13 protein-coding genes, 1 rRNA gene, 1 other RNA gene and 1 pseudogene are annotated in these 18235 nt (G+C 42.4%); 6 read left to right on the top strand and 10 right to left on the bottom strand.

Annotated features, from left to right (window positions below):
* The first annotated feature begins 1 nt into the window (after nucleotide 1).
* Together pnp and fumC are read left to right on the top strand one after the other, a co-directional pair.
* The gene (pnp, locus tag GP480_RS00240; protein ID WP_160094806.1) at nucleotides 2-2278 is read left to right on the top strand and encodes a polyribonucleotide nucleotidyltransferase; all 2277 of its coding nucleotides are present in this window, start codon (nucleotides 2-4) and stop codon (nucleotides 2276-2278) included.
* Between the two features lie 330 nt (nucleotides 2279-2608).
* A pseudogene (gene fumC / locus GP480_RS00235) lies at nucleotides 2609-3991 on the top strand (class II fumarate hydratase); the annotation flags it as partial.
* A gap of 11 nt (nucleotides 3992-4002) precedes the next feature.
* Here the strand turns inward: fumC and ffs are convergent.
* The 5 genes from ffs to GP480_RS00210 all read right to left on the bottom strand — a co-directional run bounded on the left by ffs (nucleotide 4003) and on the right by GP480_RS00210 (nucleotide 8041).
* Nucleotides 4003-4089: signal recognition particle sRNA small type (gene ffs / locus GP480_RS00230), an RNA gene on the bottom strand.
* Nucleotides 4090-4105: 16 nt separating this feature from the next.
* Entirely contained in the window at nucleotides 4106-4759 is a 654-nt protein-coding gene (locus tag GP480_RS00225) for a BON domain-containing protein (RefSeq protein ID WP_237111354.1), read from the bottom strand.
* Between the two features lie 34 nt (nucleotides 4760-4793).
* Nucleotides 4794-5804 (bottom strand): NADH-quinone oxidoreductase subunit NuoH, encoded by a 1011-nt coding sequence (nuoH, locus tag GP480_RS00220; RefSeq protein ID WP_160094804.1) that lies wholly within the window; start codon nucleotides 5802-5804, stop codon nucleotides 4794-4796.
* On the bottom strand, nucleotides 5782-7821 hold the full coding sequence (gene nuoG, locus GP480_RS00215; protein ID WP_160094802.1) for an NADH-quinone oxidoreductase subunit NuoG: 2040 nt from the start codon (nucleotides 7819-7821) through the stop codon (nucleotides 5782-5784). Before nuoG ends, nuoH begins: the two co-directional genes overlap by 23 nt.
* 7 nt (nucleotides 7822-7828) lie before the next feature.
* Nucleotides 7829-8041, bottom strand: a complete 213-nt coding sequence (locus tag GP480_RS00210; protein WP_067980387.1) for a hypothetical protein — start codon at nucleotides 8039-8041, stop codon at nucleotides 7829-7831.
* Between the two features lie 310 nt (nucleotides 8042-8351).
* Here GP480_RS00210 and GP480_RS00205 point away from each other — a divergent pair, with 310 nt between their 5' ends.
* Together GP480_RS00205 and GP480_RS00200 are read left to right on the top strand one after the other, a co-directional pair.
* On the top strand, nucleotides 8352-11180 hold the full coding sequence (locus GP480_RS00205; RefSeq protein ID WP_160094800.1) for a hypothetical protein: 2829 nt from the start codon (nucleotides 8352-8354) through the stop codon (nucleotides 11178-11180).
* Between the two features lie 165 nt (nucleotides 11181-11345).
* Nucleotides 11346-12050 carry a Bax inhibitor-1/YccA family protein gene (locus tag GP480_RS00200; RefSeq protein ID WP_410522089.1) on the top strand — a complete coding sequence of 235 codons (705 nt, stop codon included), beginning with the start codon at nucleotides 11346-11348 and terminating at the stop codon, nucleotides 12048-12050.
* Between the two features lie 84 nt (nucleotides 12051-12134).
* Here GP480_RS00200 and argS read toward each other — a convergent pair whose 3' ends face one another.
* The 4 genes from argS to GP480_RS00180 all read right to left on the bottom strand — a co-directional run bounded on the left by argS (nucleotide 12135) and on the right by GP480_RS00180 (nucleotide 16120).
* Nucleotides 12135-13850, bottom strand: coding sequence for an arginine--tRNA ligase (gene argS, locus GP480_RS00195; protein ID WP_160094796.1), 1716 nt, complete (start codon nucleotides 13848-13850; stop codon nucleotides 12135-12137).
* A gap of 4 nt (nucleotides 13851-13854) precedes the next feature.
* Complete coding sequence (gene sdhD / locus GP480_RS04070) at nucleotides 13855-14184, bottom strand: succinate dehydrogenase, hydrophobic membrane anchor protein (RefSeq protein ID WP_160094794.1); 330 nt, start codon at nucleotides 14182-14184, stop codon at nucleotides 13855-13857.
* A complete protein-coding gene (sdhC, locus tag GP480_RS00185; RefSeq protein ID WP_237111353.1) occupies nucleotides 14181-14558 on the bottom strand; it encodes a succinate dehydrogenase, cytochrome b556 subunit in 378 nt (125 codons plus the stop codon). Before sdhC ends, sdhD begins: the two co-directional genes overlap by 4 nt.
* 65 nt (nucleotides 14559-14623) lie before the next feature.
* Nucleotides 14624-16120 (bottom strand): 16S ribosomal RNA (locus GP480_RS00180).
* A 327-nt stretch (nucleotides 16121-16447) separates the two neighbouring features.
* Between GP480_RS00180 and GP480_RS00175 the strand changes: the two genes are divergently transcribed.
* Nucleotides 16448-16972, top strand: coding sequence for a gamma carbonic anhydrase family protein (locus GP480_RS00175; protein WP_160094790.1), 525 nt, complete (start codon nucleotides 16448-16450; stop codon nucleotides 16970-16972).
* A gap of 39 nt (nucleotides 16973-17011) precedes the next feature.
* The gene (gene thiS / locus GP480_RS00170; protein WP_160094788.1) at nucleotides 17012-17230 is read left to right on the top strand and encodes a sulfur carrier protein ThiS; all 219 of its coding nucleotides are present in this window, start codon (nucleotides 17012-17014) and stop codon (nucleotides 17228-17230) included.
* Between the two features lie 44 nt (nucleotides 17231-17274).
* On the opposite strand, the gene GP480_RS00165 is transcribed toward thiS, so the two are convergent.
* Complete coding sequence (locus GP480_RS00165) at nucleotides 17275-18075, bottom strand: enoyl-ACP reductase FabI (RefSeq protein ID WP_160094786.1); 801 nt, start codon at nucleotides 18073-18075, stop codon at nucleotides 17275-17277.
* Nucleotides 18076-18235: the final 160 nt, after the last annotated feature.

Below are 18235 nucleotides of genomic sequence, written 5' to 3'. Positions count from 1 at the left end.
AATGTTTGAGATAAAAGAATCCTCCATAGAATGGGAAGGTAAGAGTTTACATATAAAAACCGGTGAGGTTGCGCGTCAGGCTGCTGGTGCTGCCTGCGTTTCGTATGGCGGGACCGTTGTGCTGGCCGTAGTAACTCTTCAGAAGGATAGTGCAGCTTCTAAAAAGACTTCCGACTTGTCGGGTCTAGCACTTGTGACGAACTTCTTGGCTAAATCGTATGCTCTCGGGCGTATACCGAACGGTTTTTTTAAACGGGAAGGCAAACTCTCGGAGAGAGAGGTCTTGGCTTCTAGAGTGGTTGATAGGGCTGTGAGGCCCCTTATACAGGAAAACCTCGTTAATGAAGTTAATATAGTGTGCAAACTTCTCGCACATGGCAATAAAAGAGTTCTACCTGAGGTACCGGCTCTGATTGCGGCCTCTGTTGCATTGCAGCTTTCTGGAATTCCGTTTAGCGGCCCTGTTGTTGGGGTTGATGTTAACAGGCGTGGGACAGAAATAACATGTAACGAGATTACGGAAACAGAAGATGGGCTTGGAGTATTTGTTGCTTGTACAGAGGAATCGATTGTGATGGTGGAAGCCGAAGCGAATGAATCCTCTGAAGAGGAAGTTGTCAGTGCCCTTTCAGAAGCGCTGAAAAGTGCAAAGCCGATTTTTTCCTTTATCAACGAGTTTGTTAGAGGTGTTGGCACAGTAAAATCAGTAGGTGTGCTCTATGATAATAAAGAGCTCTATGAGAAAGTGCGTTTGCTCTGTAGTGCACAATTAGAGAACGTCTATAATGAGAAAATAAATAATAAAGAGGAGCGACATAACAGACTTAGCCAGGTCTACATGGATACCTTTGCTGAGTTATCAGCTGATGGGTATGCTGAATCCGAGATTTTATTCTTCATTAAAAAGCTCGAAAAAGAAATTGTAAGGAAAAACGTTTTGGAGAACGGTATAAGACCGGATGGAAGAGGTTTGACGGAAATACGTCCGATCAGTATTGCTCTGGATTATCTCCCTGGCACTCACGGTTCTGCTCTGTTTACTCGTGGTGGAACGCAGAGTCTGGTTGTAGCTACGTTGGGATCTTATCAAGACGAGCAGGTTATGGATGACATCGATGGTGAAAGGAGAGAGTCCGTGCTTTTGCACTACAACTTTTTGCCGTATGCGGTTGGTGAAGTTGGTGCTCTGCGCGCACCTGGAAGACGAGAGATCGGTCATGGACGCTTGGCTTTAAAAGCAGTGAAGGCCATACTACCGGGTAAGGACGTTTTCCCTTATACCTTGCGTTTGGTCTCTGAAATTACAGAATCTGATGGCTCCTCTTCTATGGCGACGGTATGTGGGTCGTCTTTGGCTCTCATGGATACGGGAGTTCCCGTTACAAAGCACGTAGCCGGAATAGCTATGGGCTTAATGACTGATGGAACGAAGTCTGCAATTCTAAGTGATATCTCAGGTGATGAAGATATGCTTGGAGACATGGATTTCAAAGTTGCGGGTACACGAAGTGGTATTGTCGCGCTTCAGATGGATATGAAAGTGCGCGGCATAAGCATATCGACAATTAGAGATGCATTGAATCAAGCATTAACTGGAAGGTTACACATTCTTGCAAAGATGGAGAATGTAATTGCTGAGCCAAGGAAAAATCTCAAAGACTCGGCGCCTAAGATATTATGTTACAAGATTGATAAAGATGTTGTACATAAGGTGATAGGCAGTGGCGGAAAAACTATTAGGGGAATTTCCTCTGATACCTCCACAAAGATTGATATAGACCAAAATAACTATGTTTATATCATGGCTGAAACTGAAGAAGCATTGATGGAAGCAAAGAGTAGGGTTGATATAGCTTCAGGCGCTTCTGATTTGAATGTGAGTGTTTCACAGCTCAAAATTGGCGAACTATATGAAGGAAAAATAGTGAGCATAGTTGACTTCGGGTTGTTTGTTGCCCTCCCAAATAAGCAGGAAGGATTGGTCCATATTAGCGAAATTAGTAGGAGCAGAGTTAATGATATACGTGCGGACCATACTGAAGGACAGCCAGTTACAGTCCGGATCAAGGATATAGGCCCAGATGGAAAAATTAAACTGACTATGCGCATTGATGAGGATAGAGTAGGCAGTGGAAGTGGCCCCTCGCCTAAGAAGCGTTTTGGAGCTCCTCCTAGAAAAAATAGTAAGGATCACCGGTCTGGTGGTAATGAAAGGGTTTTCAATGATAGATCCAACTCTGGTGAAGGTTCCCCTGTTGGTAGGAAGCGGTTTTTCTAGACGTGAAGAAGTTTTATCGATAAAGAATAGAATTTAGCTAATTCTACCTTTATTCGATAAGTATCTTGCCTTTTGCCACTCGTGATAACTGTGGTCTTGCCTCCTCGAAATAGAAGGCTTGCCTGCAGTTATTACTTCCTTTGCGCTCCATGCCCTGTGAAAGTTCCTCACTTTATTACGCAAAAGTCTGGAATTATTACGGGCAAATTACCAAATTAAATGCCAGAGGAAGAATTTTGTGAACCTTCTTCTTGAACAAACTCTAGCTGAACCCCGCTTGAAGGACTATAATCACTCTATGCTGGTGTGTTTGGGTTCCACTTACAGAACATGGATTACAGAATTGAAACTGATTCTATCGGATCGATAAAAGTTCCACGAGATAAATATTGGGGTGCACAAACTCAAAGAGCAATAGAAAATTTCAAAATAGGGACAGAAAAAGTTCCTATGGAAGTAATAAAGGCAATCGCAGTAATTAAGCTCGCTGCGGCGCGTACAAATGTGAAAGCGGGTGCATTGTTAAAAGCCCACCTTGGGGCAATTGAAGAAGCATGTTATGAGATCATCGATGGAAAATTAGATGATCAGTTTCAGCTTTCGGTCTGGCAGACAGGATCTGGAACTCAGACTAACATGAATGTTAATGAAGTTATCTCTAATCGAGCTATAGAAAAACTTGATGGTGTGGTTGGCAGCAAAACTCCGGTCCATCCAAATGACCATGTTAATATGGCGCAGTCATCCAATGACACTTTTCCCTCTGCAATGCATATTGCAGCTGTTAAGAAGATACTCGAAAAACTTCTCCCCTCGCTTTCCTACCTTATTGGGGTATTATCGGAAAAAATAAAAGGTTTTTCTGATATAGTGAAGATCGGGAGAACTCACATGCAGGATGCAGTCCCTATTACATTAAGTCAGGAATTCTCATGTTTTCGTGACCAACTCAATAAAAGTGCGTCCCGTTTGAATGAGAATTTATCTAGGCTCCTTGAAATACCCCAAGGAGGTACTGCCGTCGGTACTGGTTTAAACACGAGAAAGAATTTCGATCATGAGATAGTTGCTGAAATCTCAAGAATTACTTCCATAGACTTCATCCCTGTACAAAATAAGTGTGAGATGCTTGCCTCACACGACGCACTAGTCGAGTTAAGCGGTAATTTGAACACGTTAGCTGTATCGTTGATGAAAATAGCAAATGATATTCGCTTACTCGGTTCTGGTCCAAGGTGCGGTATAGGGGAACTTATATTACCCATGAATGAACCTGGCTCATCAATTATGCCTGGGAAAGTAAATCCGACTCAGTGCGAAGCCTTAACTATGGTCTGTGCACAGGTCATTGGGAATCACTTGGCCATAACCATAGCTGGTGCTGGGGGCCAACTGCAACTCAACACATTCAAACCAATGATTATATACAATCTACTACAATCAATGGATTTACTTTCAGATGGGATGATGAGTTTCGGTGAGAAATGTGTAATGGGAATAGTGCCAAATAAAAAGCGGATAGAAAGCATGTTACAAGGGTCGCTGATGCTAGTTACAGCTTTGAACAAGGAAATTGGATACGACAACGCAGCAAAAATTGCGAAACTCGCCTACTCAAAGGACTGCACACTTAAGGAAGCAGCCATAGAACTCAAAGTGCTCTCCGAAGAGGAGTTCGACAGGATTGTCAACCCCGCACACATGCTGGGGCCAGACCAGCAAGAAAAAATGGGTCCAGCTTAAGGTACTAGGTTACGGCTGCTGCATTTCTGCCCTGACCGGGTTCGCCCGAAACCTTACCTGGACCCGGAAAAGAATATCACCCTTCTAGCGTTTGTGCAATTGAATAGGAGTCCCAGTACTGTTTTTGAGTCTGACGTAGCTGACAACTTCCTTTACACCTTCAATACGTTTTGCAATGTCATGAACCCTATTAAATTCATCTTTGCTTTGCGCGATCCCGAGGAGATACACAGTCCCGTCTACCACCTCAACGGTATAACTAAAAGACTTCACAGAACTCTTCAGTAGGAGAGCTAACTTTATTTGTGCCGCGATCCACGCAGACTTGGCAAAAGATTCTTCCCTATCCTGTACCCGTATTTCATTTATTACCTCACGCACTCCATCTTGTGACCACACAAGCTTGCTGGCTGCCACTCTATCCATTGAACTACGCACACTACCGTAGATAAGTACACTACCCTCGTTTACTGAGACAGCAAGATCTTTGCAAAAATCCTTGCTAGAAATAACTCTAGACACTCTAGATAAAATAGCGTTATCGTCGATGACCTCACCAGTTCCTCTATCCTGGATAGAGGTTACCGCAACTGTGGCAGCTGTTGTTCCTATCAAAAACGGGGTACAGGCGGATAAACAAAACACAGCCAAGAACAGAAAAGTCACACAAGCACGCATTTCCAAAAGGGGAGAGCAGGAAGTAAAAGACAGCAGAACCCTAAACAATCGCAAAACCACTACCAAAGCATAAATAGAGTCCTACGACTCTTTGTTAGACAATATTAAACGCTACTAACCCACCTATAACAACTACCCAGAGTAGCGTCACTGGCAGAAATACCTTCCAACACAATCTCATCAACTGGTCATATCTGTAACGTGGGAGTGTCGCTCTGACAATGAGAAAACAAAATAAAACGAACAGAATCTTCAAAACAAACCAGATGAAACCTGGAACAATGGATAAACCCCACCAATCAATTGGTGGATACCATCCCCCCAAAAACAGTGTCGCCATTATGCTACTGCTCAGTATCATATTTGCATACTCTCCAAGAAAGAAAAGTGCAAAAGGAATAGACGAGTACTCCACATTGTATCCCGAAACTAGTTCGGCTTCTGCCTCGGGTAAATCGAAAGGATGTCTGTTTGTTTCTGCGAGAATTGAAACAAAAAAGATAAAACTTATCGGCAACATAAGGATATCAACCCAATATGGAAAACTGTGCTTTATTACAACTATCTCAGCCAAATTAAGCGACCCTGTAAGCAGTATAACCGTCATAATTGCCGGCGCTATGACAATCTCGTATGAGATCATCTGAGAAGCCGACCTGAGTGCTCCCAAAAATGAATAACTAGACTTACTCGCCCAGCCTGCAATGATTGTTCCGTAAACCTCAAGCGCGGCAATGGCCAGAAGATACATAACACCTAGATTAATATTTGCAATTACAGTTGGCACTTTCACACCATCTATTTCTGATATCCCGAAAGGTATAACCGCCCATCCTACCAATGCCAATACAAATATGATCACAGGTGCAAACAAAAACAGTTTTGGGCCAGCAGCATTCGGAATAATTATCTCTTTAAGCAGAACCTTTATGGCATCAGCAATTGGTTGAAGAAGCCCAAAAGGGCCCACAAGATCAGGACCAATACGGAGTTGCGTCGCTGCTATTACCTTTCTTTCTGCGTATGTCAGATAGGCGACACAAAGTATCAATGCTATCGAAAGTAGTACTATCCAGATAAGCTTAGAGAGAATAAGATAAATCATTAAACTCCTCACTACACTTTGCCATCGTACTAGAAGCTCTGCTGATCACATTGGACATATAGAAATTCCTTTTTTTGAATGAAATCACTTCATCTGCAAAAACCGCTTCACCCATAAACTCATACCTAGAAGGTCCACTAGGTACACATACACCAAGACACTTAAAATGCGGTCCTAGCTTCTCTAATTTCGCTCTTATAAGCGGTAAGCTGATATTGCCAAATGGAATACCAAGTACCTGAGCGAGTTCTGCTATAATTTCCCTATCATCCCTTGCCTCGCCAGGAGGAAAAACAGCTCTAAAAGCGAGCTGCGCCCTTCCCTCGGTATTGACATAAATCGCATCTTTTTCTACGTAAGAACAACCAGGAAGTATGACATCAGCCCTAGACGCACCCCTATCACCATGATGACCTTGATACACAACAAACGCACCTTCAGGTATGCTATCAACACAATCATCAGCACCCAAAAGATAAACGAACTTCGTACCACTATCTAGAACGCCTTTCAAACCATCCTGGTGATAAAATCCTACGTCTAGTGCACCAACAGTTCCAGAGTGACGCTGTAATACCGAGAAGCCATTAAAATTCTCTTGAAAAAATCCAAATCTCTCAGCAATTGCTCGAAGCAATGAAATTATATAGTTCGCATCTGTGCGGCTTAAAACGTCGGGACCAATAATCATCATTGGCCTTCTCGAACCACCTAATAAGTCCTTGAATTTCTGATTTCTGCCGGATGCTATTTCAACAAGTGTGGCAACATCATTACCAATGCTTGAGACATCAAAAGCATATCTTGCATCGCTTCCCAAACCAACTACGGTATAATTGCCAGACAACCACCTTTTTCTAATTCTTGCAGCTATTAGTGGAGCATCCATACGTAGATTTACTCCAACAAGAAAACAGAAATCGGATTCTTCTATACCAGCGAAAGTTGTATTAAAGATATAAAAATCGCGCTCTGAGACCATATAACTTGCCCCATCCTGTCTGCATTCGGTCTTGGAGACCCCTAATTTATTGAGCATCCTCTTCAGGAGGAAGACTGACTCCACATCAGCCAAATCTCCTGCAACTGCAGCAATTTCTTCACGATTTACGTGATCAATCTGTTTAACAATTTCGGAGATTGCTTTTTTCCATGTAGACTCACGAAGCTTGCCATTCACTCTCACATAACACCTATCCAACCTCTGTACTCTCAAGCCATCATATGAGAAACGCGACCTATCCGAGAGCCATTCCTCATTTATTTCTTCATTTAATCTTGGAAGTACACGCATCACCGTTTGACCTCTTACATCAATTCTGATGTTACTTCCAACTGCATCGAGAACGTCTACGCTCTCGATTTTAGTAAGTTCCCACGGACGAGCTGTAAAAGCATATGGTTTCGATGTGAGGGCTCCAACAGGACATAGGTCTATTATGTTGCCAGAAAGCTCAGATGAGAGAGATTTCTGTATGTAGGTACTTATCTCAGAATCAGCCCCTCTGTTGACCATTCCGAGTTCTTCTACACCGGCAACATCAGAGAGAAAACGAATGCAACGTGTACAGTGTATGCACCGATTCATCTCGGTCGAGATCAATGGTCCAAAATCCTTCTTCTGTACGGATCTTTTAGCATAAGAGAACCTGCCCTCACCTTTTCCATAGAGCATCGCCTGATCTTGGAGATCACACTCGCCACCCTGGTCGCATATAGGACAATCCAAAGGATGATTAGCAAGTAAAAACTCCATAACACCCTCTCTCGCAGCTCTTATTTTTGGCGTGTCAGTATGAACAACCATATTTTCAACAACCGGGGTTGCACAAGAAGCAACTAGCTTCGGAGGACCACCTTCAACTTCAACAAGACACATTCGGCAATTCCCAGCTATCTTGAGACGCTCATGGTAGCAGAATCTGGGTACCTCAACGCCAGCCACTTGGCAGGCCTGGATGACAGTACACCCAGACCCAACCACAAGCTTCTTACCGTTGATAGTAACATTCGGCATAAACTTACTAGATACTATCCCACCTTACGGGCATACCCGATGAATCATCACTTTCGACAGGATCACCGTTCTCATACTCCGCACCCATATAGGAAATATTTTTCCCCATGGTATGTCTATGGATATAGAGAGAAGGCTGCACCGGCCTACCATTATAGGTCTTGGTGGCCTTGGAGCCTTTTTGCCTCCCAGGGTTCGTCTTGCTTGCTACTTTAGCCATATACAAAACCTCTCTAACACGACAACACTGAGCACGCAACAAAAGCGTACTTATAAAACACTCAGAACAACCGTGCTCCTCCAGTTTAGCACTCTCCTCCAAATCCGCAAGATTAGATTTGTAAAGATTTTCTTTTACTTAGATGCAGCCCTTCATAGCACGCAGCAATACCGAATTACCCATAATGACATCCTAAAAATATAAGAATCTTAGATTTTAGTTTGAATTTTCATTTAGGAATAATGAATTAAAAGAATTTATTAAGGATAATATATGAATATTAGAATATAAACTACTTACTTATTAGAGTATGCAAAAATTCAAGAAGAAATTCGTTAAACTCGGTTCGATAAGCATCCACACCGCGAACTCTGACACTACTGTAAGCAAGCTACCAAAGGAAAAACCACAGAAGAAAATTGTTCAACAAAAGTCCAACTCAAACGCAAGCCAATTACCAAATCAAATACCAGAGGAGGCATTCATTACGTACAAGCCTGACATTGCTGGAGGCAAATTAGCAAATCAAATACCAGAGGAGAAATTTGTTATGTACAAGCCTGCCATTACTGCAGGTAAATTAGTAAATGGAGATACATTCATTACGTACAAGCCTGCCATTGCTGGAGGTAAATTAGCGAATCAAATACAAGATGGAACATTCGTTACACAAAAACTAGCGATAGCGACATCTGTAGCACCGCTCTGGAAGAAATATACAGAACGCCCTTTACCATCAATCCCAAACAAATATGCGGATACGAATAAAATCCCCTTTATTGACGAGGAAATAGACACATCGGACCTAAGTACTAGCGTATACGATGAGATTGCACCTATAAACAATGAAAACCATTCCACAAAAAGCAGTATTGGCGATTCAGGAATTGATGATATTTCAATACCTGACTCAGTAATTCTGAGTGTAGATAAGCAAAATGAAACAAAAAGCGGACTTAGCTTTGGGATAAACACTGCAGTTGGAATTAAAAGTGAGAACGAGTTTGCTGCTCACATGTTTCCACCACTGTTCGAAGCGTCGAGAAATACCGGTGATCCGTTCCATTTATCTATCAAGCCAGTAAAAAAGGAGTACAACATACAAACAAGTGAGACATCTAAACAGAAACACACAAGTGGAAGACCACAGAATGATCAAGAGAACCTCACCTTACCAGGTGGCAAAAGTAGTGTAGAAAATGAGGCCATAATAAAACGTCCAGCTCTACCAAAGATTTTTGACACATTATACAATCTAGGACGGAACAAAGATGGTAAGACCGTCTACCCTACAGATGTAAACAGCATTTCCGGAAGAGAACAAAGCAAAGATTTTGCAGAAAGAGAAATTGCTAAACTGCAAAACCAGAATTCTTTTCCCTCAGCAGATACACAGAAAGAGGCTCACACACAGAAATCGAATACCTTCTCCACAAACGTAAACAAAGAACAAGTTGAGAATACACCTTCAGGGATAAAAGGATTTACATCCACCTCTAATGACAAACATGAAGATATAGAAAGTGAACCCATCTACTGTGAGCCATGGGACCTAAAACCTATACCGGGATTAGATGAGTATCAACATACTGATTCTATTGACAGTTTACATAAAAAAGCAGCAAATCAATCAACTCTCTCCACGCATCAAGAAGAAGTAATTTACGAAAGCCTTGACGATATTATAAAAGCTTACCTAGCATCAGATAGTTTACGGTGGTTTTCGGGAGAGTTTGCTAAAGAAGGATCTCTAGAACTCCATCCTTACAAAGAGGAAAGTGATGACAAAAGCAAAATATATGCGCAAGTAAAAAGAAGTGACAATGTAAGAAGTGGCGCTTTTAATTTAGAAGATGGCGCAATAACCCCAGACAGACCTTCTATAACAACACCTAGTGCAAGTCTCAAGGAACATACGGTTAATGTTTCTTTTGGTGAAACGCAGCACAAAACAATCACAGCAACTCTACCTAATACCAGGAAAACGGTACCTCAAGAAGAGGAAACTCATAAGACAGTTCCGAATAAATCATGGTTCCGGCGCATACTGGACAGAATCACAAAAGTATTCTCGCAAGGATATGCTATTTTACGTTCCATTTTCACTCGGTCTACCAAAAATAAAGAGATACATTTCGATCAGAGCTTTTCTTTGCACAACGAAAATGGAAAACTCAGCAAAATTAAGGAAGCGCTTTCTCAAAACCACCCTCTGATAACCGCTAAGGCTGGAGAACTCAACGAAATTAAGGAAGCACTTTCTCAAAAACGCCCTATAACGCCAGGTAAGACTGGAGAACTCAGCACGATTAGGGAAGCACTTTCTCAAAAACGCCCTATAACGCCAGGTAAGACTGGAGAACTCAGCACGATTAAGGAAGCACTTTCTCAAAAACGCCCTATAACGCCAGGTAAGACTGGAGAACTCAGCACGATTAGAGAAGCACTTTCTCAAAAACGCCCTATAACGCTAGGTAAGACTGGAGAACTCAGCACGATTAGGGAAGCACTTTCTCAAAAACGCCCTATAACGCCAGGTAAGACTGGAGAACTCAGCACGATTAAGGAAGCACTCTCTCAAAAACGCCCTATAACGCCAGGTAAGACTGGAGAACTCAGCACGATTAAGGAAGCACTCTCTCAAAAACGCCCTATAACGCCAGGTAAGACTGGAGAACTCAGCACGATTAGGGAAGCACTTTCTCAAAAACGCCCTATAACGCCAGGTAAGACTGGAGAACTCAGCACGATTAAGGAAGCACTTTCTCAAAAACGCCCTATAACGCCAGGTAAGACTGGAGAACTCAGCACGATTAGAGAAGCACTTTCCGAGAAACATCTTTTGCTACAAGATAACATTGTGAAACTTGGTAACGCAAAAGAAGCCCTTCCTGAAAAAGGCTTTAGCAGACATCTTGCGAACGATGAACAAAACAAAGGACAAGATAATCTCTACAAAGACAGATATGCATTTAGTACCTGTACAGATCATAATAAAATCAAATCTATTCTGACCAGAGAAAATGGCATAACTGACAAGCTCAGAGAAAGTGGAATGAAGGAAGAAAAGAACAAAACCTGTGTTCCGTCCTTGGGATGCAATTCGCATTTAAGAAATCAGGCTTCGAGAGTACTTTGAATGCAATAAGGGCCTCTTTCGGGAGGCCCTACAATCCAAATTACTCTGGTTGCTCCTAAAATGTGGAAAATTCGTTAATTCGTGGAGAAACGGGGTGTAATAATAGATCCAACTGTTGTATAATCAGTGAGTGTTTGTTCGTAGCATTTTGCTTATATGAGTTTTATCAACCGTTATTCTTCTACTTCAGTGGATTCTGCCTACAGAAATGAGGGGCTGAGAATGTACATGGTGAAGGTCTTCAACTATATGGCTGCAGCTCTTGGGATAACTGGTCTAACTGCTTTCTTTGTTTCGAGCTCTCCGGCAATGCTTTCCCTATTGTACCAAACACCACTTCACTGGGTTGTGATGTTTGCTCCTATAGTTTTTGTCATAGCCTTTAGTGCGAGAATCTCAAATATGAGCTCCGAAAAAGCAAAGGGCTTATTCTGGTCCTTCTCAGTGCTTATGGGACTCTCTCTATCTTGGGTGTTTATCGCTTATACTGGTGCTAGTGTGGCTAGAGTTTTTTTCATCGCAGCAACAATGTTCGGGGTGATGGCAATATACGGGAATAATACCAGGACAGATTTAACAGGGATGGGTTCTTTTCTCACAATGGGGGTTGTGGGTATTTTGCTCGCCGCTTTAGTGAACATCTTCCTTGGTAGCCCAGCTATCTATTTCGCTGTATCCGCGCTTGGTGTTGTGATATTTACTGGCCTTACTGCTTACGATGTACAGCGCATTAGAGATTTTTATTATTTCTCTGTCAACGCAGATGAAGAAGCACTTTCGAAAATTGCTGTCGTCGGTGCACTTACATTATACTTCGATTTTATCAATATTTTCATTAGCTTATTAAATCTCATGGGTGAGCGTAAATAGGAGCGGGCGTTGGATCCTTGTAAAGTTGGATCCTTGTAAAGAAAGGGTGACCGAGTTTAAGGCCTAGTGAGCTGTTTTGGGTTTTTACATTCTTTCCACGGGTTCAATCTTCATCACCTTGAGAACGGAGGCGAGGGTTCTTCTCACAGCTTTTACCAATATTAACCTTGCATTCGTGAGCTCAGGTTTGTCTTCTATGATGAACCTGAGCTTATTTTTTGTCATGCCTGCGTTCCATAAAGCATGGAATTTTTCTGCGACTTCGTGTAAATAAAAGGTCAGCTTGTGCACTTCACCCGATACTACAATTATTTGCAGAAGGGAAGGTAACTTCGCAAGAGTAACCATGAGATCACGCTCTTGATTCTCCACGAGCAGTGCAGCATCGCACTTATTCACTGAAGGTTCACATTTTCTAAGCAAGGAAGAACAACGTGCATGCGCGTACTGGACATAAAAAAGCGGATTATCATATGAAGTGCTGACGAATTTATCTAAATCAAAATCCAACACGATTTCGCTACTTTTAGTCAGCATGGCAAATCGTATTTCGTTTACTGTAATACCACTCTCAAGAATGTCTTCAAGCCTTATAAGGTCACCATTGCGCTTAGAAAGTTTTACTGGCTTTCCATCTCTAAAAAGATTGACAAGGTTATACAATTTAATATCGATGCGCGCATCACCCCCTGAAAGTGCGTCGACCACACCAGAAAGTCTCTTAACATATCCAGCATGATCAGCACCTAAACCAACAATCATATGCCTGAAACCACGTTCAAGTTTATGATAGTGATATGCAACGTCTGATGCGAAATAGGTCCAACTTCCATCTGCTTTCCGGAGTGCTCTATTCGTGTCGTCACCAAATTTCGTTGAAAGGAAGACTGTTTGCTTCCTTTCTACCCAATCCCCGGCTTTTCCTTTAGGCGATGGTAATTCTTCTTCGCCCAAGTAACCTTTCTCATCGAGTACCGCTATCACTTTTTCAATATAATTTCGCTTATGTAGCTCCTCTTCTCTGACATAACAATCGTAACCTATACCTAGCTTAGTTAGATCCGACCTTATCATATCCATGGTTAGCGAAAGTATAACTTCCCTGAAAGAATCCGAGAAATTTTTCAACTCTGTAGCATCTTTAACGGAATTAGGGAAAGTAGAAATTAGGTAACTTGCTATATCCCTTATATAATCACCGGCATAACAATTACTCGGAAAATTAGCACTCTCTTTTCCCTGTAGCTGTTCGCAAAATCGTACAAAGACTGAATAGACAAGCAAGTCAATTTGTTTTCCCGCATCATTAATGTAGTATTCACGCGTAATAGAGAATCCGAACTTATCCAACAGCTCTGCAAAGATATCAAAGATAACCGCACCTCTAATATGTCCTAAGTGAAGCGGACCTGTAGGATTTGCTGATACAAACTCAAGGTTCAACGGAACACCATGCCCGATATCTAGAAATCCATAATCACCTGCAGCATCATTCACCGAAGCTAGAAATTCGGACCATGTGTCATTCGTAAGGAAAACGTTAATAAAACCCCCAGAAGCTACAGAGACATCCTTGAAAAGGGTTTTAAAAGACTCCAAACCACACGCTATAGAATAAGCAACTTCCCGCGAAGAAAGCTTAACCTCTTTTGCAAGCAGAAAAGAAATAGCTGTAGAAAAATCTCCATACTCTCTTTTCTTTGAAGAGCTCCATAGTGAAGCTTGCACGTTAAGCGTCACATTAAAAATCGAGGTAACCACCTCAGTCAGTACATTGTCTAACCTCAAGAACAAGTCCATAAGGCTAAAAAAATAATTTATAAAATACGGCTACGAAAGCAAAAACAGTAGAGCCGACAAAGATAATATTCAAAGCAATAAGAATCTTCCGTAAAAAAGAAGAGGCGATATAATCCTCTATTATTACGTTCAATCCAAGCAAAGCATGGTACTGAGTGATTAAGACGAACGTAGCAGACACAAATAGCACGCTCCAACGGGACCTCAGATATTCGATATCTAATGGAAAAATCCATTCAGAAAAACGGAGCGAGAAAATCGAAAAGATAAACAATAAAAACAGCAAAAGAGCCGTAATACGTTGAACCAACCAACTCCTAACAGCACATCTCATAAGAAAACAAGAGAAAATACCAAGAAAAACAGCAAAAGGGCAGAAATAATAACGACAAAGTTACTTACCTTAACAGAAGCCTGGGAAAGGCCAATGCAAAAATCCCAGAAAAGATGTCTAACCCCACTGCAAAGATGATAGCAAAAAAAGAAAAGAAAGAAACAGAAAAGAAAACTGCCCAAATAACCCGAAAAAAATGGGCTCAGAACAGTGTGCAAAAACGAGGATGGCATGTAAAAATGAGCAAAAACATACCAAGAAAAAAAGCCTGTATAAAAGAACAAAAAAGCACCTGAGAGTCTATGACTTATCGATAAAATAGCAGCAAGAGGAAAACGATAAGAAGAAAGAGAAGGAGAAAGAGGAGACCTCATGGCTAAGAAACAAGAGAAAGAAAGTACGCAAAGACAGCGAAACAAGTTAGGCTTTTGCCTAAATAAAAGGAGGTAATCCAGCCGCAGGTTCACCTACGGCTACCTTGTTACGACTTAACCCCAGTCACCCACCCCACCGTAGATAGCTGCCTCCTTGCGGTCAGCTCACTAGCTTCGAGTAAGATGAACTCCCATGGCCTGACGGGCAGTGTGTACAAGACCCGAGAACGTATTCACCGCAGCATGCTGATCTGCGATTACTAGCGATTCCAACTTCATGCCTTCGAGTTGCAGAAGGCAATCCGTACTGAGACAACTTTTAAGAGATTGGCATCACCTTACAGTGTAGCTAGCTCATTGTAGTTGCCATTGTAGTACGTGTGTAGCCCATACCATAAGGGCCATGATGACTTGACGTCGTCCCCACCTTCCTCCAGCTTGTCACTGGCAGTTTCCTTAAAGTTCCCGGCCGAACCGCTGGCAACTAAGGATGAGGGTTGCGCTCGTTGCGGGACTTAACCCAACATCTCACGACACGAGCTGACGACAGCCATGCAACACCTGTGTTGGATCCAGCCGAACTGACTCCCTCTCTTCAGAGGGATACGATCCACATGTCAAGGTATGGTAAGGTTTTTCGCGTTGCATCGAATTAAACCACATACTCCACCGCTTGTGCGAGTCCCCGTCAATTCCTTTGAGTTTTAGTCTTGCGACCGTAGTCCCCAGGCGGAGTGTTTAACGCGTTAGCTACAAAGCAGATAAAATAACCCACTTTTAACACTCATCGTTTACAGCGTGGACTACCAGGGTATCTAATCCTGTTTGCTCCCCACGCTTTCGTGCCTCAGCGTCAACTGTGATCCAGGCAATCGCTTTCGCCCCTGACGTTCCTCTTGATATCTACGGATTTCACCCCTACACCAAAAATTCCATTGCCCTCTATCACGTTCGAGTCCCACAGTTTTAAATGCAGTTCTTGGGTTAAGCCCAAGGATTTCACACCTAACTTACGGGACCGCCTACGCACCCTTTACGCCCAGTAATTCCGAACAACGCTAGCCCCCTCCGTATTACCGCGGCTGCTGGCACGGAGTTAGCCGGGACTTCTTCTGTGGGTACCGTCATTATCTTCCCCACTAAAAGAGCTTTACAACCCAAGGGCCTTCATCACTCATGCGGTATGGCTGGATCAGGCTTTCGCCCATTGTCCAATATTCCTCACTGCTGCCTCCCGTAGGAGTCTGGACCGTGTCTCAGTTCCAGTGTGGCTGATCATCCTCTCAGACCAGCTATAGATCGTCGCCTTGGTAGGCCATTACCCCACCAACTAGCTAATCTAACGCGGGCCTATCTGATAGCAATAAATTTTCCCCCTCAGGGCGTATAGGGTGTTGCCCAATGTTTCCACTGGTTATTCCCTACTACCAGGCAAGTTCCCACGCGTTACGCACCCGTCTGCCACGGGACCGAAGCTGCAAGCAGCTTTGATTCCGTTCGACTTGCATGTGTTAAGCCTACCGCTAGCGTTCGTTCTGAGCCAGGATCAAACTCTCAAATCAGGAGAATTTGATTTATTCAAACTCTATAAATTAACGTTTCGCTGTCTTTACTTACTTTCTCACTATTCAAACAACCGGCTGTGTTACTCAAGTGAGACACACGCCTGAGATCTATGGATACTACACAAAACTTCATGAGTCAACAGAGGCACACAACCCATAAGACTCTATTTTTATTTTGCACGCAGTATCATTAAAAACATAGAACCCACCAAAAGGAGTGGCCAAAACAACGACTTCGCGAAAAAACCACACCTAGAGGCACCTAAATGTCTACCACAAGAGCCTTTTACCTTTTATAATCCCGTGGAACATTTTTCGTTTATCATGAGCCTGTTAGAATTGAAAGAGGCTTTTCCAAGTATCGCTAGCTCTTCTTTCATAGCTGAGAATGCATTCGTTATTGGTGATGTCACAGTTGGTCCTAAAAGCAGTATTTGGTATGGATGCAATATTCGAGGTGATGTTAATTACATAAGGATTGGTAGTTATACGAATATCCAAGATTGTACAATGATACATGTTAACCACGATGAGAAAGGGCACACAGAGATTGGCAACTATGTCACTGTTGGACATCAATGCTTGTTACATGCGTGCACTTTAATGGACGAAACCTTCGTAGGTATGGGCTCGATAATAATGGATGGCACCATTATGGAAAGTGGATCAATGGTAGCAGCTGGTTCTTTGGTGACTTCTAATAGACACATAAAATCCGGTGAATTATGGCTCGGGAGACCAGCAAAGTTCGCAAGGATACTTACTGCAGAGGAAATCTCACACATAAAAGAGTCCGCAGTGAGGTATGCTGCTCTTGCAGAGAAATATATAAAAAAATTTACTAAATAAGGCAACATTTTAAGTATTTTTTATACAGTTCTCGGGAAAATGTCGGACGAACAGAAAATAACCATTAGTGTAAATGGTGACAATATTCCTGTAGAAGCAGGAACAACGGTATCAGGCTTGGTACATTTGCTAAAACTCAACACTTCGCAAATGGCGATTGAATTAAATCACACCATCATACCAAGGTCTTTACATGATAAACACGTACTAAAAGCAGGTGATTCAGTCGAAATCGTAGAGTTTGTCGGGGGCGGGTAAGGTCTTTAGTAGGAACTCCTATACGTCGATCACATACAAACCGATCAGGAAGTCATGATATCCGGCGGCAAGTCTACTGCTCTCATCCCAACTACATGATATCCACAGTCGACATGTAACGTACTACCTGTGGTTCCACCGCTTAGATCACTCAAAAAGTAGAGGGCTGCACCAGCAACGTCTTCTTTAGTAGTATTCCTCTTTATAGGCGCATTATGCTTGTTCCACTTAAGTATGTAGGAAAACTTTCCAATTGCAGACGAAGCGAGAGTCTTGATCGGCCCCGCAGAAATTGTGTTTATCCTTATATTGTGCTTACCAAGATCAACAGCTAAGTATTTGACACTCGCCTCCAAAGCAGCCTTACACACACCCATAACATTATAGTGAGGAATCACTTTTTCGGCTCCGTAGTACGACAAAGTGAGAACACTGCCACCGTTTTCCTTCATCAATGGTAAGGCATATCTACAGACTGAAGTGAGTGAATAACATGAAATGTGCATTGAATTCAAAAAATTACTAAGAGAAGTATTGATATAATCACCCTGCAGTTCTTCCTTATCCGAAAAAGCAACAGAGTGCACGACAAAGTCGAGCCTTCCATATTTCTCCCCAATGAAACGAAACAGTTCCTCCACCTGGCTTTCTTGTGAAACATCACAACACACAAGCACGGAATTCCCAAATTCCTCAGCTATCGGAGTTAAACGTTTTTTGAATTGGTCAGCCGGATATGTAAGAACAAGCTCCGCTTCATTTTCTCTACAAATCTTTCCTATTGCATATGCAATCGAACGGTCATTCGCGACACCCAATATTACACCCAACTTTCCCTTTAGCATTAACCCACCACATCTAAAACCGCCACGGTATTGTACTATGATAAACTAAGAAATAGAACTTCACGATTAATAATTGCAAGAAGGAACAAAATTCATTTTAAGATTATAAAATTTGATCATTATTCGGACTTAACTTTCGAGAACGACTTCAGGTGTCTGC

Origin of the sequence: Neorickettsia findlayensis (assembly GCF_009856525.1) — a bacterium.
GTDB classification, from domain to species: Bacteria; Pseudomonadota; Alphaproteobacteria; order Rickettsiales; family Anaplasmataceae; genus Neorickettsia; species Neorickettsia findlayensis.
This window is presented reverse-complemented; position numbering and strand designations above follow the sequence as displayed.